This is a genomic window from Candidatus Sulfurimonas baltica (assembly GCF_015265455.1).
GTDB lineage: Bacteria > Campylobacterota > Campylobacteria > Campylobacterales > Sulfurimonadaceae > Sulfurimonas > Sulfurimonas baltica.
Genome location: NZ_CP054492.1, coordinates 1,805,492 through 1,827,727 on the forward strand (window position 1 = coordinate 1,805,492; position 22,236 = coordinate 1,827,727).

The 22,236-nt window shown below is 32.5% G+C and carries 24 protein-coding genes; 15 read left to right on the plus strand and 9 right to left on the minus strand.

What is annotated here, in order from left to right; all coding sequences use genetic code 11:
- Nucleotides 1-4 precede the first annotated feature (4 nt).
- From HUE88_RS09050 to HUE88_RS09085, 9 genes are all read right to left on the minus strand, one after another.
- Nucleotides 5-466 carry a hypothetical protein gene (locus HUE88_RS09050; RefSeq protein ID WP_194368386.1) on the minus strand — a complete coding sequence of 154 codons (462 nt, stop codon included), beginning with the start codon at nucleotides 464-466 and terminating at the stop codon, nucleotides 5-7.
- Nucleotides 459-1,343 (minus strand): UDP-3-O-acyl-N-acetylglucosamine deacetylase, encoded by an 885-nt coding sequence (lpxC, locus tag HUE88_RS09055; RefSeq protein ID WP_194368387.1) that lies wholly within the window; start codon nucleotides 1,341-1,343, stop codon nucleotides 459-461. Before lpxC ends, HUE88_RS09050 begins: the two co-directional genes overlap by 8 nt.
- Before the next feature lie 86 nt (nucleotides 1,344-1,429).
- A complete protein-coding gene (pgp6, locus tag HUE88_RS09060; protein ID WP_194368388.1) occupies nucleotides 1,430-2,797 on the minus strand; it encodes a peptidoglycan metallopeptidase Pgp6 in 1,368 nt (455 codons plus the stop codon).
- Entirely contained in the window at nucleotides 2,798-3,736 is a 939-nt protein-coding gene (locus HUE88_RS09065; protein ID WP_194368389.1) for a DHH family phosphoesterase, read from the minus strand.
- 28 nt (nucleotides 3,737-3,764) lie between these two features.
- Nucleotides 3,765-4,817: a flagellar biosynthesis protein FlhB gene (flhB, locus tag HUE88_RS09070; protein WP_194368390.1), complete on the minus strand. Its 1,053-nt coding sequence runs from the start codon at nucleotides 4,815-4,817 to the stop codon at nucleotides 3,765-3,767.
- Nucleotides 4,818-4,827: 10 nt separating this feature from the next.
- Nucleotides 4,828-4,959, minus strand: a complete 132-nt coding sequence (locus tag HUE88_RS14030; RefSeq protein ID WP_268245914.1) for a hypothetical protein — start codon at nucleotides 4,957-4,959, stop codon at nucleotides 4,828-4,830.
- Nucleotides 4,960-4,970: 11 nt separating this feature from the next.
- Nucleotides 4,971-5,786 (minus strand): carboxylating nicotinate-nucleotide diphosphorylase, encoded by an 816-nt coding sequence (nadC, locus tag HUE88_RS09075; RefSeq protein WP_194372607.1) that lies wholly within the window; start codon nucleotides 5,784-5,786, stop codon nucleotides 4,971-4,973.
- Nucleotides 5,783-6,781 carry a quinolinate synthase NadA gene (gene nadA, locus HUE88_RS09080; RefSeq protein WP_194368391.1) on the minus strand — a complete coding sequence of 333 codons (999 nt, stop codon included), beginning with the start codon at nucleotides 6,779-6,781 and terminating at the stop codon, nucleotides 5,783-5,785. Before nadA ends, nadC begins: the two co-directional genes overlap by 4 nt.
- Before the next feature lie 336 nt (nucleotides 6,782-7,117).
- Entirely contained in the window at nucleotides 7,118-9,379 is a 2,262-nt protein-coding gene (locus tag HUE88_RS09085) for a TIGR03545 family protein (RefSeq protein WP_194368392.1), read from the minus strand.
- Between the two features lie 123 nt (nucleotides 9,380-9,502).
- On the opposite strand from HUE88_RS09085, the gene plsY reads away from it, so the two are divergent.
- The 15 genes from plsY (at nucleotide 9,503) to HUE88_RS09160 (ending at nucleotide 22,224) form a co-directional block, all read left to right on the plus strand.
- A complete protein-coding gene (plsY, locus tag HUE88_RS09090) occupies nucleotides 9,503-10,117 on the plus strand; it encodes a glycerol-3-phosphate 1-O-acyltransferase PlsY (RefSeq protein WP_194368393.1) in 615 nt (204 codons plus the stop codon).
- Entirely contained in the window at nucleotides 10,117-10,446 is a 330-nt protein-coding gene (locus tag HUE88_RS09095) for a dihydroneopterin aldolase (RefSeq protein ID WP_194368394.1), read from the plus strand. The genes plsY and HUE88_RS09095 overlap by 1 nt, the downstream gene beginning before the upstream one ends.
- A 101-nt stretch (nucleotides 10,447-10,547) precedes the next feature.
- Entirely contained in the window at nucleotides 10,548-11,222 is a 675-nt protein-coding gene (hsrA, locus tag HUE88_RS09100; RefSeq protein WP_194368395.1) for a homeostatic response regulator transcription factor HsrA, read from the plus strand.
- A 141-nt stretch (nucleotides 11,223-11,363) separates the two neighbouring features.
- Nucleotides 11,364-12,659: a sensor histidine kinase gene (locus HUE88_RS09105; RefSeq protein WP_194368396.1), complete on the plus strand. Its 1,296-nt coding sequence runs from the start codon at nucleotides 11,364-11,366 to the stop codon at nucleotides 12,657-12,659.
- Between the two features lie 119 nt (nucleotides 12,660-12,778).
- Nucleotides 12,779-13,030, plus strand: a complete 252-nt coding sequence (locus HUE88_RS09110) for a YfhL family 4Fe-4S dicluster ferredoxin (protein WP_194368397.1) — start codon at nucleotides 12,779-12,781, stop codon at nucleotides 13,028-13,030.
- Nucleotides 13,031-13,040: 10 nt separating this feature from the next.
- Nucleotides 13,041-14,507, plus strand: coding sequence for a Ppx/GppA phosphatase family protein (locus tag HUE88_RS09115; RefSeq protein WP_194368398.1), 1,467 nt, complete (start codon nucleotides 13,041-13,043; stop codon nucleotides 14,505-14,507).
- An 83-nt stretch (nucleotides 14,508-14,590) separates the two neighbouring features.
- The gene (locus HUE88_RS09120; RefSeq protein WP_194368399.1) at nucleotides 14,591-14,992 is read left to right on the plus strand and encodes a hypothetical protein; all 402 of its coding nucleotides are present in this window, start codon (nucleotides 14,591-14,593) and stop codon (nucleotides 14,990-14,992) included.
- The gene (locus HUE88_RS09125) at nucleotides 14,982-16,496 is read left to right on the plus strand and encodes a type II secretion system protein GspD (RefSeq protein ID WP_194368400.1); all 1,515 of its coding nucleotides are present in this window, start codon (nucleotides 14,982-14,984) and stop codon (nucleotides 16,494-16,496) included. The genes HUE88_RS09120 and HUE88_RS09125 overlap by 11 nt, the downstream gene beginning before the upstream one ends.
- 10 nt (nucleotides 16,497-16,506) lie before the next feature.
- On the plus strand, nucleotides 16,507-17,301 hold the full coding sequence (locus tag HUE88_RS09130) for a hypothetical protein (RefSeq protein WP_194368401.1): 795 nt from the start codon (nucleotides 16,507-16,509) through the stop codon (nucleotides 17,299-17,301).
- An 88-nt stretch (nucleotides 17,302-17,389) separates the two neighbouring features.
- Nucleotides 17,390-17,728, plus strand: coding sequence for a hypothetical protein (locus tag HUE88_RS09135; RefSeq protein ID WP_194368402.1), 339 nt, complete (start codon nucleotides 17,390-17,392; stop codon nucleotides 17,726-17,728).
- A gap of 67 nt (nucleotides 17,729-17,795) precedes the next feature.
- Nucleotides 17,796-18,443, plus strand: coding sequence for a type II secretion system protein (locus HUE88_RS09140; protein ID WP_194368403.1), 648 nt, complete (start codon nucleotides 17,796-17,798; stop codon nucleotides 18,441-18,443).
- Nucleotides 18,444-18,932 (plus strand): prepilin-type N-terminal cleavage/methylation domain-containing protein, encoded by a 489-nt coding sequence (locus HUE88_RS09145; protein ID WP_194368404.1) that lies wholly within the window; start codon nucleotides 18,444-18,446, stop codon nucleotides 18,930-18,932.
- Nucleotides 18,933-18,966: 34 nt separating this feature from the next.
- The gene (locus tag HUE88_RS09150; protein WP_194368405.1) at nucleotides 18,967-20,529 is read left to right on the plus strand and encodes a GspE/PulE family protein; all 1,563 of its coding nucleotides are present in this window, start codon (nucleotides 18,967-18,969) and stop codon (nucleotides 20,527-20,529) included.
- Nucleotides 20,519-21,568 (plus strand): type II secretion system F family protein, encoded by a 1,050-nt coding sequence (locus HUE88_RS09155; RefSeq protein ID WP_194368406.1) that lies wholly within the window; start codon nucleotides 20,519-20,521, stop codon nucleotides 21,566-21,568. Before HUE88_RS09150 ends, HUE88_RS09155 begins: the two co-directional genes overlap by 11 nt.
- Entirely contained in the window at nucleotides 21,568-22,224 is a 657-nt protein-coding gene (locus HUE88_RS09160) for a type II secretion system protein (RefSeq protein ID WP_194368407.1), read from the plus strand. The genes HUE88_RS09155 and HUE88_RS09160 overlap by 1 nt, the downstream gene beginning before the upstream one ends.
- Nucleotides 22,225-22,236 lie beyond the last annotated feature (12 nt).

The window sequence follows — 22,236 nt, forward strand, 5'->3', positions numbered from 1 at the left end:
GCTCCTATCCTACAGCTCCAATACCATAAACGGGTGTTGCTGTTGTGCTAAACTCATTATAATCAAGCACATCTGGAAGCCTAAAATTAGGCTCAGGTGCTATTTCTAACTTTATTGTTTTTATTTCTGACGAAATTTTAACAAAATGTAGCTTTCCAATCGCTTTTATTGGTGTATTATCATTGAAATAAAATGCATCTGTAGCAAAAAGAGGTATATTTTTTAAAATACTTATTGATTTTAAAAAAATATATGCAATTTTTATAGCCATAAAGCTGCCAGGTCCATTTGTATAAAAAAGTTTTTCTATTTTATATCTGCCCAAAAGTTCACTGAATATTTTTGGCAAAACATCCGAACTTTTATCTTTAGAGAGTATAGTCTCTATTAATTTACTCTCTTCATATATTCCAATCTGTATAGGGGAAGAGAGAGTTATAAAAACTAAATCAACGCTCTTAAGCATACGCTTTTTCTAACTCTTTTGTTTTTTCACCAACAAGTTCTATTACTTCATAATTATCCGGATTTTTTAGTAGCTCCAACGTGAGCTTATGGTTTAAATCATGGCTACCTGCCATAGCCTCATAATTTCCTACAAAATTCATACCAATAAGTGCCATATCACCAATAGCATCTAAAATTTTATGTCGAACAAACTCATCTGGGAACCTCAGTCCTTCTGGGTTAAGAACTTTTTTTTCATCCAATACTACAGCATTTTCAAGTGAGCCTCCAAGAGCTAACCCTTTTGAACGCAAATATTGCACCTCATGCAAAAAGCCGAAAGTTCTTGCACGTGATATTTCTTCCTTGTAGCTTTGCTTATTAAAATGTAAAACATACTCTTGTTTTTGTATAACCGGATGAGCAAATTTGATAGTAAAATCATACTTTAAATCAGGTGATGGAGAAAGTTTAACATACTTATCACCCTCTTGAATTATGACATCTTTTTTAATTTTCATTACTTTTTTAGGTTCATCCAACTCTTGTCTGCCTGCTTCGTCCAAAAGCATACAAAAACTTGCACTGCTTCCATCCATAACCGGAACTTCATCTGCATCAACTATGATTTTAAGATTATCTATTCCATATGCGTAGACCGCAGAAAGCATATGCTCTATTGTAGAGATAACATAACCATCTCTTCCTATTACAGTTGCCATCCTTGTATCAACTACATTCGCCGGAATAAGAGGTATTGCGACATCTACATCGCTGCGATAAAATATTATGCCACTGTTTGAATCCAATGGTTCTAGTCTTAACTTAACTGCTGATCCCTTATGAAGACCAATTCCTACTAACTCGACAGGTTTTTTTATAGTTGTTTGATACATTATTTATCTCCTTGACCAAAGAAGTGAATTCTTTGATAAATTATCCTCACTGAAACTAGACCTAATTGATGAAAAAATATCATTTCTCATCCTCTGTCTATAATATCTTTAGCACTCTTTATTATATTACTTATGTTTAACTTCATCCAAGTAGTGTCCATCCACTCTGCTGGACGAACTTCCACACCTTGAATTATTACTCCAAAATGCAAATGATCTCCCATAGCATATCCGCTTTTGCCTGTATTTGCTATATGTGAACCGCCCTTTACTGTGTCTCCACTGTTAATATTAAGGCTTGAGCAGTGACCGTAAAGTGTATACAATCCTAAACCATGAGATATTATTGGCATATTTCCATAAAGTCCATTGTAATCAGCATAAACAACTTCTCCACCATTTTGTGGTTTTATCTCTGCCATTGCATTACTTGCCATGTCTAAACCCAAATGGTATGCCTCACTTACTTGTTTTCCTTTGTAGGAGTAATATCTATGGTCGCCAAAATGTGCAACAATAGCTGCATTTTTCAACGGGTACATCTCTTTAATTTTAAAATCACTAATCATATTATCTGAAATTTTAGATGTTATGTCATGAATAAGGTTTTCATTTTTAGCTCTTATATCCTCATTAATAATCTTAAACTGCTCAATTCTGTCTGTCACACCTTGAGTCTCAGAAAATTCTGCAGCTAATTCAGCAATTTTTCCATCTAAGAACTTATCACTTAACTCAATATTTGACAATTTATATTTATTATCTTTTAGGTATAGCGGTATATAACTTTTTGACTCATTATCCGCAAAATCATTTACAATGATAGTAGCTTTAAAGTCTGACTGAGTAACTGGCCAAGCAAGCAGGGAAATATAATAACCATCCTTATAAAATGGCTGTGCTTTAAAGTTTTTTCCAAAGTTTGTTTGGATATAAATATCTTTTAAATTCTCATCAGCAGCATTAAAAATAACAAGTGCTGCTCCCCCTTTTTTAATCTTATAAGAGTGTGCAACAATATTAAGCTTTGGTTTTCTCTTGTCAATCTTTAACTTATACTCTGCTACCGTGCTGTTACCATTAAGAAAGTTCCACTTACTTGCATCGGTTGCCTCAACTAAAATAGAAATTTCTTTCTCTTTCATGTTATACACACTTCTAGGAACTTCAATTTTTGTTTTTACAGACTCTTTAAACACCAAAAACCGCTCATGTTCTAAAGTTGTTTCGTCATTACCGTTTTTCAAAGTAATTTTATATGATTTTAATCCACTTGTATCTTCTATCAAAACTTCAAGTGGGTTTTTCAGGTTCCAATAACCATTATTTTTAATAGAAACATTAGGCATCTCTCTTTCAAACATTGCAGAGTTGTATACATATAACGCCACTACTATTATTGTTGCGAACAACAATGATGCAACAAGAGAAGATTTACTTTTTCTTTTTCTCAACTATAATTCCTTCTTTATCAAATTTAAAACTTCTTTTTGTACATCTTCTATCTGTACAACAGAGTTTATGTTAAAACCAGCTCTGCTGGCATGTCCTCCGCCTCCAAAGTTTGATGCTATTTTTGAAGCATCAACGCCAGAGGTACAACGGATAGAGCCTTTTAATGTAAAATCACTATTTTGTTTTAAAAGCAATGCAACTTCTACATGTGGCAAATAAAGTGACTCTTCAAGAGGACTTTCACAATCTTGTCCGATAGCTCCGGTAGATTTCATATCTTCATCACTTACACAGAAGATTGCGATTCGCGCCTCGGCTTCTAGTCTCATATTTTTAAACATTATCGCTTTTAACCTCAGTGCGGCCAAAGAGACACTCTTCATAATAAATTTATTACAAATATTATGCTCTGCACCGCACTCTAACAATTCCCCGATTGTAGCAAATATTGTGCCATCAACATTCTCATCCATAAACCCATTGGAGTCATCTAAAAGACCACCATACAGAGCTGTTGCCATCTTTTTATTTATCTTAATGCCGTTTGTTTTAAACAAATCAAATAAGACCATAGTCGTACTTATCGCATTACTGTCAACAAGATTAAGCATACCAAAATTCGTATTGCTTGCATGATGGTCTATGTTTATTAAATCACACTCTAACTCTACACCCAACCTCTTTATATCTCCACAATCTAGAGAGATGGCTAAATCAGCAGATGATGGGAATGAATCTCTTATTTTCTCAAACCATGGAATAAATGACAATTTACTATCTATTTTTTTAGTTTTACAAAACCATGAAACTTTTTTGTGTTCTTGAAGTAGGTAAGTGTACATAGCACTCGCACTGCAAATAGAGTCGGCATCAGGATTTACATGCGAGATAACAACAATATGGTTTGCATTCTTTATTCTTTGTATAATTTCATTCATAAAGCTCTTTTATTTTTAAAATTATATACTATTTCTTATTCATCTTGTAAACATACGCCAACACCTCTGCTACTGCTGCAAAAAGCTCGGTAGGTATTGGTTTATCTATCTCGACTTGGGCGTACAAACTTCTAGCAAGTGGTGGATTTTGCACTACATGTACATTGTTTTCGCGGGCTATCTTTTTAATCTGCTGAGCAATATTATCCATCCCCTTTGCTACAACAATGGGTGCATGTGACTTCTCTTCATCATATTTTATAGCCACTGCATAGTGGGTTGGATTTGTTATAACAACATCTGCATTTGGAACTTGCGACATCATTCTTTTTCTTGATGCCTGCATCTGAATTTGACGAATTTTTGCTTTTATAAGCGGATCACCGTCCATATTTTTCATCTCATCTTTAATCTCTTGCTTACTCATTTTAAGCCCATCGAAGTATTGTTTTCTGACAATAATAATATCTATTATTGCAAAAATAAAAATAATTAAAAGCATTACAAAGGCTATTATCAACATCTTGTCCTTAAGCCAATCGAGCTGATCGCCTAGTCCAAAAAGTGCAACTGTAGGTAGTTCCAAAATAAATATAAAGAAAAATAAAAACCCTATTCCTAGAGTAGTAAAAGACTTAAAGGTCACCTTAACGCCCTCTATAAGTTTCTTCATAGAAAAAAGATTTTTTGTCCCCTTAATTGGGTCAATCTTTTTAAAATCTGGCATAATGGCTTTTGTTGTAAATAAAAAACCAAACTGGGCAAGTGCAGCAACAACACCAGATATGGCAACCGTAATAGCAAGAGGCATGATAATTAAAAGAAACTCTCTGATTGTAATAATCGCTATATCTATCATAAATGCTTTGTCGAGTGGTGAACCAATAAGTGAAAAGTAATATTTAAATAAAAACACTACATGTGAGCTCATATATGGAAAAAGCATTAAAAAAGCAAGTATTGCAACAAAGAGAGTAATTACACCTGAAGTATCTTGCGACTTAGGTACATTCCCCTCTTCTCTGGCATCCTCAATCTTCTTGGGGGTGGGTTCTTCTGTCTTTTCAGCATCATCAGCCATCTAAAATCTCCTAGAAGAACTCAATAAAATTTTGCAAAAATTTCACTTTAGTAGCCATAGCGGCTTTAGCGCAGAAAAAGGGGCTAGTCCCTTTTTCGTTCAAAATAATGTAATCTTCTTCTTTTTTAGCATCAGCAACCATTGGTTATAACTTTAGTCCATTTTCATAGATAAGTCTATCCAATTTGCCTGATGAATCAGTGCCCCACTGCTAATAGCATCGACACCTGTTTTAGCATAAGACTCTATAGTGTCAAGTGAAATATTTCCGCTTGCTTCTAAAAGTACATGTGAAAAATTTTCATCTCTGTATTTGACAATTTCTACTATCTGATCTGGCGTCATATTGTCACACATCACTATGTCACATCCGCTGGAAAAAGCCTCTTTTGCAATCTCAAATGTTTCAGCTTCAACCTCTATCTTTGATGTAAATGGGATATGTTTTCTAGCCTTTTGTATATACTCTTTTAGGTTTCTAATAGTTTTTAAATGCGTGTCTTTTATCATAAGCGAGTCATCTAAACCCATTCTATGGTTTACAGCACCTCCACATCTCGTAGCATACTTCTCAAAGACTCTTAAGAGCGGTCTTGTTTTTCTTGTATCTAAAAGCTTAACACCATAAGGTTCTACAACATCTACATACTTTCTAGTAAGTGTTGCGATTGAACTTGCATGTAAAAGCATATTTAAGAGAGTTCTCTCTATGCGTAGAAGTACATGTGAAGTTCCACTAATAGTTGCTAAAATATCGCCTTTAACAAAGCTTTCGCTATCTTTTACGTTCCATGTAATCTCAAAATCTTCTAGTTTTGCCAAAACATTTATATATTCAACTCCTGAGACAATACCATCACTCTTGGCTATAATTCTGGCACTTGCACTTATACTTGGCTCTACTAAAGCATATAAATCTCCACGTCCAACATCTTGAGCAAGTGACTCTTTTACAAAATCATCCATCATAATGCCAACATTCTCTCTAGTGCAATTTTTGCCCATTTTTGTGTATTTTCATCTACATGTATCTCGTTTAGCGGTGTACCCTCATCAATTGATTTAAGTATGTCATATAAATCCTGAAGTGTTGTCTCATTCATTGTAGGGCATTCAGGCTTAGTGGAAGACAATATATAAGTATTGCTAGGACGAAGGCGATTTACCATATTAAATTCTGTTCCAACAGCAACTTTTTGCTCTGCGGGCAACTCTTTTATATACTTTATAAGTTGAGAAGTTGAACCGACAAAATCAGATGCGTCACAAATTGCCGGATCGCATTCAGGATGAGTTGCTATAAGAATTCCTGGAAACTTTTTACGGTAAAAGGTTATGTCATCTACTGAGAAAAGCTGATGAACTGAGCAGAAACCATTAAAACAGATTATGTCAGAATCAGCAGGGTTTGAGCCGTCCCCGATAACACAAGATTTCAGTCCCATCTGGTTTGCTATATTTTGCCCTAAACATCTGTCTGGTACAAAAAGAATTTTTTTACCCTCTTTAAGTGCAGTTGTTATAATTTTTTTTGCATTTGAGCTGGTACAAACCATACCGCCCATTTCACCGACTTTTGCTTTTACATCTGCATTTGAGTTGATATAAGTGATTGGTAAAATATTGTCATTAGTTATACCGCTTTCGTTTAAAGCTTTTACAGACTCATCAAACTGAATACCATCAATCATGGTAGCCATAGCACAGCAAGCTGCTTTTGGCATAACTACTCGTTTGTTCGGAGAAAGTACTTTCACGCTTTGTCCCATAAAGCCGACACCGCAAAAAACTACAAATTCTGCATTATCATCTCTCGTTCTAATAGCAAGCTCTAGTGAATCGCCAGTAATGTCTGCCATCTCAAAAACTTCATCTCTTTGATAAAAGTGCGCAACAACAGCTACACTTAACTTTTTTTTATATTCATTAATTTTATCTTTTAATTCTTCATTTGTAAGTTGCAAAAACAATCCCTCTGCTAAATATTTTTGTAATTATATCAGTTTCTTCACTCTTTCTTCATAGTAAGAACATAATATTACCCTCTTAAACATTTAGTTTTATATATGTTAAATTAAAACGAGGATGGAGAATGAAACGATTGCCTTTACTATTACTAATTCTGTTGCCGGTGGTTGCCAGCTCTATATCAGTAGCACAAAATGATTATATTTTATTTACTGATTTTATAAACAGCATAATTGTTTATATATTGGAAATATTTGAAAACTTGATAAAGGACTTAAGCATCAAACCTCTTTATTAAATGACAAAAAAGTATATGGCAGGTTAAGGGGTTATTAAAAACCCTTAAATAAATTTTTTGCCTTATCTTTAAGCCCGTCACCTGCCTTGTTTTTAATAGTATCTTCAATTTTATTTGTACCTGAGAGCATATTTTCAAGTCCAAGACCTTGAGTGTTTAGCAATTTATCTATATCGCCGAGACCATCTTGTCCAATTTTCAACTCGTTTAACTTACTTTTTACTTGAGTATCAATCAAGTCCTTCAGCTCACTTTGGTACTTTTTAACCTCATTTTCAAAAACACTTGAAAAAACGCTAGAGAGTTTTTTATCCAGATTTGATTTTACAGACACCTCAGGGTTTTCAACTGATCCATTTAGTTTAACATCCAAATCAAAGTTATCAATTTTACTTACAACAGCAGCAAGACTTTTCATTAATTTACTGTCAGTTTGTTTCAAACTAAGAGATACATTAGAAAACAGAATTTTTGTCTGAGCGTTTAAATTAATATAGTCATCTGCATTTAATTCTCCCTTAAAACTGTATTTTGCCTTCTCTAAATTCATGAAACTCATATCTGTATTTTCTAAAACACCCTGAACAAGTGAAAAACTCGATGTAGTTTTGACATGTTCTTTTAGATGATTATCTTCACCTTTTGCTACCAAGCCTTTTAACTCATCCCCATCACTGCTAAACAAAAATGTCATTGGAGCCTTTAACAACTTTTGATTTGAACTTATGTCTTTTACTGCCAATTTGAAATCTTGCTTTTGAAGCTCGCCACTAATATTTGTACTTTTGATTAAAAAATCAACAGTTGGGATTGTGTATTTAAAAGCCACCCATCGTCCCTCGCCACGAGGTGGAATAGGTTGTTCTATTTTTTTAGGACCACTTTTAAGATATGGCTTTGCTATTTCATAGTACTTTAAAAAACTGCCTAAATAAGTTTTTAGTTTATCGCCAAACAGTACACCGACAATATTTACACCACCCTCTGAATCAAAAGTGTATTGTGATTTTAAATTATTGTAATCCTTTGCAGCACCTTTAGTCAAATCTTTATAATCTTGTTGTATGCTATTTTTATCTTGGGAAAACTCTTTTTTAGTTTTGTTTAAAAGCTCTTTTTTGTCTTTTATTTTTTTGTTTAATGCAGAGACATCTTCTTTTAGTTGAAGCATTGAGCTAATATCTTTTGATTTTAATCTCTCTTGTATATCTTTAATCTCACTGCTTATCTTAGTCAACTCATCTTTGGAAAAATCATTTTCTATTATGTTTTTATATTTTGTATTAATTGCGCTAATTTTTTCTTTTGTAGCATCAAAACTACCCAGTGAACTTAGTCCCATTCTTGCTATTAAAGCCTTAGGGTCTTCCAATGAGAGAGATGGGATTTTAAATACATCTTCACTCTTTTTTTCTTTTATTTGTTGGGCTGATTCTGGTGATGCTTCTTGAGGAGCAATATATAGAAGTTCAGGTTTCACCTCTTTGTTGAAAGCCATTCCTGAGACATTTATACTTTCAATATGATAACGCTTAAAAAGAAGTTGATTTAAATCTATATCAACATTTATGTTTTTAGTGCTCACTACTGCTTTTTTATCATCTGCTACATGTAGGTTGTCTATATTGATTTTTCCCTCTGTAAATGACACATCCAAATTCTCAATAGTTACTTTTTTCTTGAGAGTTTTTGTGAAATTTTCTTCAATGGCATATTTTAGCAGTGCATCAAAAAACAAAATATTAAATACTACTACAACACCACCAAGAATTAAAAATAGACCTATTCCAGATACTCTAAAGAATTTGTCTTTTTTATCACTTACTGAGATGCCAAGTTTTCTAAGAATTGTGTATTGTTGCAACTTAGAAGCAATTTTATCTCTGTAAATGTATACGACTCTGTTTAAAACAAAAAACATTGGCAACACAAATATAAACGCAATAATATTTGAGCCTAAAACAATAGTGTTGTTAAAGTATGTCAAACGAAGAAGTGCTGAGTTATACGCAGCTGTAAACACCCCATCAAGCGCTTGCATATTTAGTAAAGAATAACCTAGTTGCTCAAAGTATGGATCAAACATATACCCTATACCTGCGAAAAAAGCAGATGAAATTAGGAAAAGACCTATATGTATATTAACTACCAAAACAATAAATATCAAGATTATTGTCTGAAGACCACTATATGGTGTAAGTCCCATAGCCATACCCAAAGATAAAGCAAGCGACATTTGCCATGGTGTCTGAGAAGAGTTAAGTGCCTTAAAAAATTTCATAAAAGTTTTTACCATCGTTTATTCCTATTTAAAAATATTCTTTAAAGTATAGCTAAAAAAACAAATAATTAAAATCTATTTTATATGCTTGTTATGATATATCAAGTAAAATGTCAAAAATAATTTACAAGGTAATTAATGGATTTTTTATTTAACACAAATGTGCAGTTTTTTATAGCAGCTTATTTAGTCGGGGGAATCCCTTTTGGTCTGCTTTTAGCAAAAAAGTTTGCCGGAGTAGATATTAAATCTAGTGGCTCAGGGAGCATTGGTGCTACTAATGTTTTAAGAGTTGTAAAAGAGAGTAACCCTGTTTTAGCAAAAAAACTAGGTGCTGCAACTTTAGCGCTTGATGCTCTTAAAGGTGTTTTAGTTTTAGCTGTAGCATACTTTTTTGGTGTTAGTGAAGCAACACTTTGGGGGATATCAGTATTAGCAGTAATAGGTCACTGCTTTAGTCCTTACCTTAACTTTGAAGGTGGAAAAGGTGTTGCAACGGGGATGGGTGTAATGATGTTTATGCTTCCTGTCGAGACAATAATTGCACTTATGGTTTGGGCAGTTGGTGCAAAAGTTATAAGAATCTCTTCTCTCTCTTCACTTACTGCGTTAGCTGCTCTAATAGCTGCTAGCTTTGTTCTTCACCCAGAGATGGCACACGCTCCTGTTGTTTTAATAGGATTTATTCTCTTTTATAAACATATTCCAAATATTATTCGTCTAATTAAAGGTGAAGAAAAAAGAGTAGTTTAATGACTATACATGTAGAAGATTTAAAGTTCCAATGCATTATTGGAATTTTAGATTTTGAAAGAATTAAAAAGCAAGATGTAATAGTTAATTTGACTATTAATTATAACTATGAAAATGGCTTTATAAATTATGCAGACATAGTACAAATTGTCAAAGAAAACATGACAAAAAGTGAATTTTTTCTTATAGAAGATGCTTTAAATAGCTTAAATTTAAAGTTAATTAAAGAATACAACTCCATAAATAACATAAAAATAAAGATAACAAAACCTTCGATTTTACCCGACTGCAAGGTCAGTGTAGGCAATCATTATAAATCTCAATCTTAATTATAAGTTAAAATTTTATTAAAGAAAATTGAATTTTTCTTTAAAGTTTTCTAAAATTATGATATCATTCCGCCAAAATATTCAAATATAGGACATAAATAATGCGCATTCTTATTATAGAAGATGAAGTTACATTAAACAAAATGCTTGCTGAAGGATTAAAAGAATTTGGCTACCAAAGCGATGTTGTTGAAACACTTAAAGACGGTGAATATTACTTAGATATCAGAAACTACGATTTAGTATTAATGGACTGGATGCTTCCTGATGGAAACTCTGTAGATATTATAGGTGACATAAAAACAAAGACTCCAAAAACTACTGTAATAGTTTTATCTGCAAGAGATGACAACGAGAGTGAAATTGAAGCATTAAGAAGCGGTGCTGATGATTATATTAGAAAGCCATTCGATTTTGATGTTCTTATTGCTCGTATTGAAGCTCGTCTTCGTTTTGGAGGAAGTAATATAATTTCAATAGACGATTTAGTTATCAACCCAGAAGAAGAAAAAATTACTTACAAAGAGCAAGATATAGAGCTTAAAGGTAAACCTTTTGAAGTTCTTACTCACCTAGCTCGTCACCGTGATCAAATTGTTTCTAAAGAGCAATTACTAGACGCGATTTGGGAAGAGCCAGAGCTTGTTACTCCAAACGTTATTGAAGTTGCTATCAACCAAATTCGTCAAAAAATGGACAAACCATTAGGAATAACTACAATTGAAACTGTTCGTCGTCGTGGATACCGTTTCTGTTTTCCAAAAGAAATCAACTAATTTTAATAAGAAAAGGAGTTCACTCCTTTTCTCCACATTATAAAAAAATGCTTCCCTTAAAAACTTCACCATTTTGCATAAACATATTAGTTTTAAACTAATTTGCTATACTTACATATATCACTTATAAATTGGGCAAAAATGTTTTCAAAAAAAAGTATTAGAAAAGTTTTTCTAATAAAATTAATTTTCTCTCTAGCATCTCTTATACTTATATTTTCATCTTTTTTATATTTTTATATAGAAAATTCTATTTTAGAAGAGAAGTATCAGGAGATTGTGAAATATGCAAAAAATATTGCACATAATAAATCACTATATGACTCAGTAACCCCTTTGATACCGGATTTATATCTTGGGTTAGATGTAGAAATTGTACAACTTAAAAAATCACATATTGAAGAAGATTTATATCAAACTAGCAAAATAGACAAGACCTACCTTACCCTTATTTACCCTTTTAATTTAGATGACTTAAGTTATCTAAAAATAACAAAGGATATTTCAGGAACAAAAAAACTGCTGGATAAAATTCTTCATTATATTTTTATAATAAATATTGCAGGTTTTTTACTTGCAGTAGTATATTCAATAACACTTTCTAAAATGTTGGTAAGTCCAATCAAAGCTCTTAGTAATAAACTCTCAGATATGAATGAGCATCTAATAAGACCGATAAAGACCGAGAACCTTCCTGAAGAGTTTGAATCTCTAGGTGCTACAATTAATCATCTTATCTTAAGAATTCAAAATTTTGTCAAGTATCAAAAAGAACTTTTTATAGGTACTGCTCACGAGCTAAAGACCCCGCTAGCTGTCATTAAATTAAAAAATCAAGTAACCTTATTAAAAAAACGCTCTCCTGATGAGTATATAGAAGCTCTGCGAGTTACAAATAAAACTATTGATGAGATGAACAACATAGTTTCAAATATACTAAACATAGGCAGACAAGAGGGTATGCAACTCGATAAACCTCAAGAAGTGGATGTTATCGCTATTCTGTCGAAAAAAGCTGATGATTTTAAACTTCTAGCTGAAAATGAAGGTAAAGAGTTACAAATGAACTTTGAACCCAGTGGTTTTACTGCAATGCTTCAAGTAGGCTTGCTGAACCAAATAGTTCAAAACTTTTTGCAAAATGCACTAAAATTCACACCTAAGGATGGCAAAGTTACGCTACAAAGTTCATTAAATAAGTATGGGTTACTTATTGAAGTCATTGACGAGGGGTGCGGAGTAGATGAAAGCGTTGACCTATATGCACCGTTCAAAAGACAAGGGAATAAACAAGGAGTTGGGCTGGGTCTTTTTCTAGCTAAAAGTGCTGCGGATGCCCTTGGAGCAAATATTAGCATAAAAAATAGAACAGATGGGACAAATGGAACGATTGCTTCTTTAAACCTAAGTTCAAAACTTTCTTGTACTTTACCCTAAAGTCAATAGAATATTAAAATTTAAAAAATAATAAAGCTTTATTTTGCTATAAATCGAACACCAAAAAATATATCAAAACATATATTTCAAGATGAACTTCTAAATTACAAGGTGAACTAATGGCTTTAATTATAAATGACGAGTGTATTGCGTGCGATGCATGCCGAGAAGAGTGCCCTACAGAAGCGATTGAAGAAGGAGATCCTATATACTATATTGATCCAGATCGCTGTACAGAGTGTGTGAATATATATGATGAGCCTGCATGTATTTCTGTTTGTCCTGTTGACTGTATCATACCAGACAAAGATAATGTAGAGTCAATCGCTGAGCTTCAGTTTAAGTACAAAAACCTCCAACTAGAAGAGTAGAAGAGCATTTATGGCACAACGAGTAGCAGTCATAGACATAGGTTCTAACTCAGTTAGAATGGTAGTCTATGAAAAAACTTCTCGTTTTGCATTTCGTATACTTCATGAGGAAAAAAGCAGGGTTAGAATATCTGAAAATGCCTACCAAAATGATGGGATTCTTCAAGAAAAAGCTATGCAAAGAACCCTTTATGCTCTTGAAAACTTTTTAACAATCATATCCTCATTTAAAGCAAGAAAAACTCTGTGTGTAGCAACATCGGCACTTAGAGATGCTCCGAATAAAAAAGAGTTCTTACATAAAGCCAGACATAATCTTGGGCTAAAAATAAAAATAATTGATGGGCAAAGAGAGTCTTACCTAGGAGCCATTGCCTGTGCAAACTTATTACCACAACAAGATAGAGCCTTAAGTATAGATATTGGTGGCGGATCAACTGAATTTTCAATAATATCTAAAAATGATATAGCCAACAATATATCACTCAACCTAGGAACTGTAAGGCTCAAAGAACTTTTTTTTGACAACAATGAGATAAGTGGTGCAAAAGAGCTTATAGATTTGCAGTTAAAGCAACTTGATAATATTGATATATCAACTATAATCGGAATTGGCGGAACATTCAGGGCAATTTCACTTGCTCTTATGAACAATAACAAATACCCTATGAAAAAATTACATGCTTATGAGTCATACTATAGTGAATTTAGTAAATTTTTAACAAAAATTTTAAAATCTGATGAAAATGGATTAAAAAAACTAGGGATTAAAAGTGCAAGATTTGACACCATAAAACCAGGTGCTTTAATTCTAGACAGGGTTCTAAACAAATTCAAAGTAGATAATTTAATAACAAGCGGTGTAGGCTTAAGAGAAGGGGTTTATCTAGCTGATTTACTTAGAAATTCAAAAGACAAATTTCCGATTAACTACAACACCTCCGTAAGACAAATCCTTGACTCACATGTGGATGATTCAGCTTACTCCAATCAACTAAGCAAGCTCTCAAAACAATTATTTGATATAACGCACAAAAAACTTGGCATAGATATAAAATACCGCTATGAGCTAGCAATAGCTGCAAAACTTTGTATAAGTGGCTCTAGTATGCACTTTTATTCACAGAACAGACACAGCTATTTTCTTATACAAGACGCTCTGGAGTTTGGATTTACACATAAGCAGATAACGCTTATTTCAACCCTTGCAAAATATGCAAAAAAAAGATTCCCATCATCTCTACATGTAGAAAAGTATAAGGAATTACTTCCTAGCAAAGATGAACTAAATGGACTTAGTTACCTTTTATCACTGAGCATTGCACTTTTATCTCATAAACCTAGAAATATTGACTTTATGTTTGAGTTAAGTGACAAAAACTTGACAGTTACATCAAAAAATAGTTTATTTTTGGCAAAAGAGAGTGTAAAAAAATTAAATTCACTAAAAAATTTCAACATTATTTTCTCTTCTTAAAAACCTGCATTTTTTACGCTTTCACTTTTTTTGGCACAATAATTGCTTTAATTTAAAACAATTAGCAAAAAAGGGATTTGTGTATGCAAAAGATATTCATTACTTTGATTATTATGCCTATGTTTATTTATGCATCATACAATCCTTTTTTTACAGACATACAGGCTCAAAAGCCTATAGAACCTTCGGTGAAGGTTATTATCCAGAAGCAGAAACCTGAAATAAAAAGAACAGACATAAAAATAAATTACTTCGGTTTTATAGAGAGCAACAAAGGGAAATTCGCTCTAGTAAAAATAAATGGAAAAAATATCGTCTTAAAACAAAAAGACTCAGTGTATATTGGAGAAAAAGTAGTAAAGGTTCTTACTCTCTCTAGTAACTTCATAATTTTAAAAGATGGATACAATTCTCCACAAACAATATACTTTAGTTCAAGAACACCTGAGTACAATAATCAAGAGCGCAATAATAATGTTAAGTAAAACTAATTTATTTATCTTATTTGTAGTAACACTTTTTATGTATGGTTGCTCTAATGAATATAAAAAAGAAGTGCTAAAAAAAGAGTTAAAGCAAGAATTCAATGATTTAACAAAGCAAGTGCCGCAAGAGTCTGCTATAAAGGTTATAGAAGTTAGTGCTGAAAACTTTCAGGTTAGTGAAAATATAATTCCAGATAACGAGCAGATAAAACGTATAAAAATTCTTGGTGCGCCACTTGATGATGTAATTGCATTACTTAGTGAAGCTACAAATCAAGATATAATATTTCAGACTCAATCTCCAGTAGCTCAATCAGGAATTAACAATCAATATACAAACAATACAAACAATACAAACAATAGATATCAAAATAATACAAACAATAGATATCAAAACAATAGATATCAAAACAATACAACAAATGACACCAATTTAGATGTTGGAAATAGAGAAACAGGTACGGCTAATGTTTTCTTATCAGCATCAAATATTGGATTTGGAAAACTACTACAAAAGACCGTTGGTGAAAAACTTAGCATTAACTATGATGATGGAACATATTACCTTGGTTATGTAAAAACTGTCACTCTTAAAATACCATCTATAACTGAACTAGCATCACAACTAAAAGGCACACTATCTACTCTTGGTGCACTTAATGTTGTATTAGATAACGTAACTTCAACTGTTACATTTTCTGCAAGGGAAAAAGAGTATCAAGATATAATGAAGTATCTTACAATACTTAGAAACAACCTTTATGTTATAGAGTATGACATAGCTATTTATGATGTAGCCCTTAATGATAACTACAACCTAGGTATAGACTGGAGTCTGATACCAACAGGAGCAAGAAACTTGGAGTTTACTTCTACTACTTCTTCTACTTTTGGTGCGGCAGGGGCAGTAGCAACATCAGCAGTATTTGGTACATTACTTAATAATAAGTATTTTTCCGCATCCATGATAGGAGAGGCGTTAACAAAGTTTGGAACTGTTGAGAGTATTCAAAAACCAAAACTTCTTGGAATAGCAGGAACAGACGTAACTCTTATTGATGGTCAGTCAGAGCAGTACATATCTGGCTTAACAACTACTGCTGTTGGAGATACTGGCATACAAACAACAACTCAAAATGCAACTGCACAAAGCGGTCTGCAAATTACACTAAACTCTAATATCATGGATGGAACTGTTATTACAAACATAGATTTAATAGTCAACGATATTGTTGGGTATAGTGACTTTAGTGTAGGGGATACATCTTATACTCAACCAAAAGTTCGCACTAAGACCATTAGCAATAATATAAGAGTACAACCTGGTGTACCTATTGTTATTTCAGGACTATTTAGACACAAAAACGACAAAGGGTATAAAGGAATACCTGGTTTAGCAGCTACTGAAGCTCGCATACTTGGGGGCAGTGAATATAAATCAATGTCTAAAAGTGAAATGGTCATCATAGTAACTCCTAGAGTTATTAAGTATGTGATGAAGTGATGGACTAGTCATGGCAATTTTTACAGCAGGATGTATTGAATCTACTAACAATAGCAATATTATACGTAATCGTGTATATGAATTAGCAAAGCATGATCTCGACTCGCCGGCAATGAAAATATCCGTTAGAAAATCACCTACATGTATAAACTTTATAGCGTTCTTGCCAAAAGACAAAATAAACCAAGAGAACATTTTAAAGAAAGTTTCTGAATGCAAAAATAAAACTGTAGTAATTTTCGAGCTGGACTATAAACATGTAGGCGTAGTATGTGAATACAGAAGAATAATAGACTACATACTTGATAAACCAAAAGAGTTTGCTCAGGAGAGAGGATATGAAACAGCTTTTGTTGATAATGCTGATGGTGTAAAGCTAGTATCATTTAACCTAGACAAGACTAGCCGTGCAGCAAAAGCAGGTTTTGTCTCTCTTGGATTTACAATTCTTTTAACGACAACAATTTTCTATAGTGGTTTTTACTACATGCAAGATACAAAAATAAATAGCGGAAACAAAGCATCTTTGGAAAGTCAGTATAAAAAGATAGTGACAAGCAAATTTAAACAGTCTGAAAAAATTCTTGAAAAAGTTGATTTAGTTGACATACTTGAGAATATTGAACACCTAACAAAATCATCACATTCTACTCTTGAGAAAGTAGAATACAATAAAGGAGATATATGCGTAAAAGTAAATGCACCGGAGATTGAGCAGTTTATAGGAATGTTACCTAAAAAAACTAGTGTAAAAAATAAAGACAATCTCAATGGGAAAGTGGAGTACTGTTATGAAACAATATAATATAGTTATTCTATTTATTCTCATTTTGATTACAATAAGTGTATCAAGCTACTTCTTTTATTTGGACATCATATATAAAGATAAGCTTGTGAAAAAAGATGTTGAATCACTATACGATTTAACACGCATAGCTGGCAAACCTATAGTGGCTTATGCGAATGCTACAGAAATTGAAGAAAAAGTTTTTAAGTACAATGAAATTATACAAGAACTAAATATAGATGCTATCGCTGAGGCAGATAGCAGTTTTATGGTTGTTCGCGGTGAGATTCACAATAGTTATTCATACATTCTACTTAAAAGACTACTAAACATCATCAAAAACGATGAAGTAAATCTAATGACCGCGTGTGTGGGAAAGGAGTGTACAGATAACGACTACGGATTTTTAATCAAATTTAGACCATACTTGTTAAAGTTAAAATAATAGTTGCCGATATAGGTACATCTTGATACGAAAAAAAAAGGACACACACATGACACAAGGAAGTAAAATGACAAGAAGTCATAATAAAATCGGAATGAGAAAAGGTATCTCTTTAATGGAGATGTTAGTTGCAATTATTTTGCTAGGAATTTTATCGTCAGTAGGTTTCACATACTACAAAAACTACTATGATACAAGCTTAGCTGCAAAACAGATTAAAGTTGCTATTATTCTTGATCAAGCTGCACAGCTGAAAAATGGTCTTGAGTTATATAATGTAAAAACTGGTATTGACGCAATTACATCAGTTGATGCAAATGCTTCAACTGGTTTAGAGTTGCTTGTAGCTCAAAGTATTATTACTTCTGTACCTGCTAGAGTTCCAGATATGTCAGCATATGGCTGGAGAGTATCAACTAGTGTATCAGATATTAATAGTACATTTCTTACTACTCAGGGAGATACAGATACTGAAGATCAGTTTCTTACTTACAATCTAGATGGTGACGCTACAGGTTCTGATAGACAAGACTTCTGTAATGCTCTTAATAATATAGCATCTAATGGTGTAATACTGTATACTGCAGTTGAAGCTAGTTTAGGGACTACTCTAAGTTTAGGCGCAGCACAAGGTAACAATACATTCTTCTGTTGGGATAGCAATGTTACTACTGGTGCTGGTCAACAGTTAGTATTCTTAACTAAGATTCAATAATTGCGTCAAGCATTTTCTCTGCTTGAACTCTTACTCGCTATAGCCCTCTCAGGGGTTATGGCATATACTGCATCTTTCTACCTAGACATAGACTCAATCTCAAAACAAAACATTAAGACTCAGTTTCAATCACACTTAAATATTATCACATCAGTAATTTTGCAATGTAAAGAGTACAGTAATGTATTTCCCATACAAAACAATGGTTCACTAGCGAGTGCAACTCTTTTAAGTACATTAGAGTGTAATACTTCTACACCATATTTGCTCGACGGCGGTAAAGGCAGTTTTATACCACCGGCTCTTGAAAATTTCACACAATATCGTGCGACACAAAATGGCAGTGAATTTTATTTTACTACAACTACAGCTATAAATTCTACAAGTGATGAAGTATTAATTGATTTAAACACTACGTATTCTCAAAATCAATATGAACTGACACATGATGCCTCAACAGCTTATTTAAATTTCTATCTATCTCGTTAAATATAATGGTATAATTATTTAAAAAAAAGCAACTATGAATATAAACAAAATCTTAACTCCAAAACAAATAGAGATATGTAAAGAAGAAAAATCTTACTATCAACGTATTGGTATAAAAAAAAATATTTTACAAATAGCTATAGAACATAATTTTATAAAGAAAAAAGAGAAAAAAGCTCAATACAGTTTAGAATTACTAAAAAAATATGAAATAATAATCATAAATGAAGATGAAAAAAACTTTTATATAGAGTGTAAAGAACTACTAGGTCCCAATAGATTAAAAGAACTAGAATCTCAACTACATAAAAAAATAATCCAGACTTCAATTCCAGTAAGAGAATTTAATGAAAAATTCGATGCAATTCTTAGCATAGACCCTGATATAATTGAAAAAAAAATTAAACAATTTAATGCATTTGATTCTGATGATACTGAAATATTAGAATTATTAAGAATGATATTGAAACATGCTGTAAGAAACAATATAAGCGATATTCATATAAATGCTTATGAAGAATTCTCATGGCTTAGATATAGAGAAAATGGGAAAATTAATGCAAAATATCTTTTAAATAAAGATTTAGCTGACAGATTCTCTCTTATACTAAAAGAAAAAGCAAGAATAGATCTTATAGATGTAAAATCACCAAAAAGTGGTGGATTTACAGAAAATATCGGCATTGACAATGTAGATTTTCGTATTGAGATAGCACCATCACACTTTGGTGAAAATATTGTTATTCGTATACTCGATAAATCAAATAATCTTAAATCACTTGAACAACTATTTCCAAAAGATCATCCTATGAGTGAGCATATTTTTCGCTACATAAATCAAAAAAATGGTTTTTTCTTAGCTGTTGGTCCTACTGGTAGCGGTAAAACGACAACTCTAAATGCTATACTCACACAACGAGACAGACTACATGAAGTTATTTATACAATTGAAGACCCTATTGAGTATAAAATAGACTTTATTACTCAATATCAAGTGAATGAAGCTGTTGGATTTAATTTTGACACTGCTATGAAGTCTATAATGCGTCAAGATCCAGATGTTATTGTAATTGGAGAGATGAGAGATAAATTAAGTATTGAAATTGCTCTCAAAGCTTCGCATAGTGGACATATGGTCTACTCTACTCTTCACACTACAAACTCATATATGGCTCTAGAGCGTATCAGAGATGAAGGTGGTGACCTTTTTATATTAGCATACTCTCTTAGTGGAGTAATTGCTCAAAGGCTTGTTCCAAAACTATGTACATGTAAGACACAATCAACAGATGAAATTGGAAAAAAGTATTTTAAATCAGATGATTTTGGCTTTAACAAAAGAGGATGTATAAAGTGTAATTTCAGTGGTTACAACAGTAGAGTATTGCTTACGGATATCGTATTTATACCACCAGATATGAAAACTAGATATACATTTTATATGGCACTTAAAAATAGCACTGTTTTGCAAGCATGGGACCAACTAATTACTTTTAGTTACTACCAATCTGCTCAGTACCTTTATGAGCAAGGTCTATGTGACTATGAATCACTGTCATCAGAGTTATTCTCCTTAGGATATGTAGATGAAGATTAATATATACACTATGCTTAAAACACTTCATTTTACTATCAAAAATGGGAAAAGTATATCAAGTGGCATGCAACTTCTTTCTACTACTTCTAATACAAAAAAAGAAAAAAAAGTATTTAAAAAAATTTACACTGATATAAAAAATGGACATACCCTTTCTCAAGCATTATCTATACATAAGATTTGTTCAGCTGATATAATTAATTTTATCAATATGGCTGAAAAAGGTACTGATTTTAAAGCTGCTTTAGAAAAAATTTTACACTATATTGAAGTTAAAGATGAGTTTGAAAGAGAATCGAATGAAAAAACTACACTTCCAGTAATTTACTTTAGCATTGCAGCGCTCATTGTGCTTGGAGTAAAGTTTTTTGCTGTTCCGTATCAAATGAAAGAAGTTGCAGGATATAATAAACTAGTAAGAGACTTGGTAGAAAATCACCTGCAACTTGCGCAAACAATGACAGATGTGCTGTTTATAATACTTGTAGTACTTGCTAGTTACTTTTTTATTCTATTAGGTTCTCTCTTTGGTCAATCAAAAAATATGCAAGCAATTTCTAAGCAGCTAGCTTTAATTCTTCCATTAACATCATCAATTGTTATGAAATTTGAAAAATTTATGCTTTTTAGTATGCTAGGAGAGATGCTTCAAAGTGGTATTTCTTTTCAAAAGTCAATGAGTACTGCCATTTCTACTACATCAGTTACAAAATTTAAAAAAGCAATAAAAAGTACCTTAGATAATATAAAATACAATGGTAAGTTAATCTTACACTCTCATCTATATGATGATATAGAAAAAGGTCTTCTAACAGGTGTTGGATCTTCAAAACAAGTAGGTTCTGTGATGATAGAGATAAGTGATAGAGCTAGAACTGATGCATTAAAATTAAGCACAAAGTTTTTTAGACTGATTACTATAATGTCAATTTTCATGATGGCATTTGCTGTATTTATAGAATACTACACAGTCGTGCTAACACAAATTATTATACAAAAAGGTTTTATAGATGCTAGCAGAACAGGTATGTTCAGCTAATGCGCAAAGGATATTTTTTAGTCGAAGCAATGATTGCAATCATTATAACTGGTATTGTTGCTGGTGCATTTACTATGATGAACTACTATACTAAAATCCAATCAGATTTGCTTAAACAACAAAATACTAAAACTCTACTAGAGGTAATCAGAAGCAGGTTAATTAATTTATCATCAGATCCAGATAGAGACTCATACTTTGAACTACTTAAAGAAGATGCAAACAATACGCTACCAGTAAGTGTAGGGATTGGAGTAGATGCTTGGGGCAAAGCAATTTATTATTCTACTATAGACCTTGGTGATACAAACCTGATTGATTCAACATATGCTAATACCAATACAAGTATATCACCAAATTCAAATATTGCAGGTAGGTTAATCAGTTATGGTCAAGATTCAACACTAGATACTAATGCTACGCATACTTCTTCGCAGGGAGATGATATTATGCTTGAGATTGGTGTTGGTGAGATTAACCATTTCAAGCTTTATGGAAGCTCCGAAATAATTACTGAGACAAGAGGTTATAATAGTGCTATAGTCTCTGCTACAGAGCCTACAACACCTATTAATGGTGCCCTTTGGTATGATACCAGCATCTCTAAATTAAAGATATATTCTCAGACTGATGCTAATTGGACAAACTTAAACTAACAAAAAGGAAAA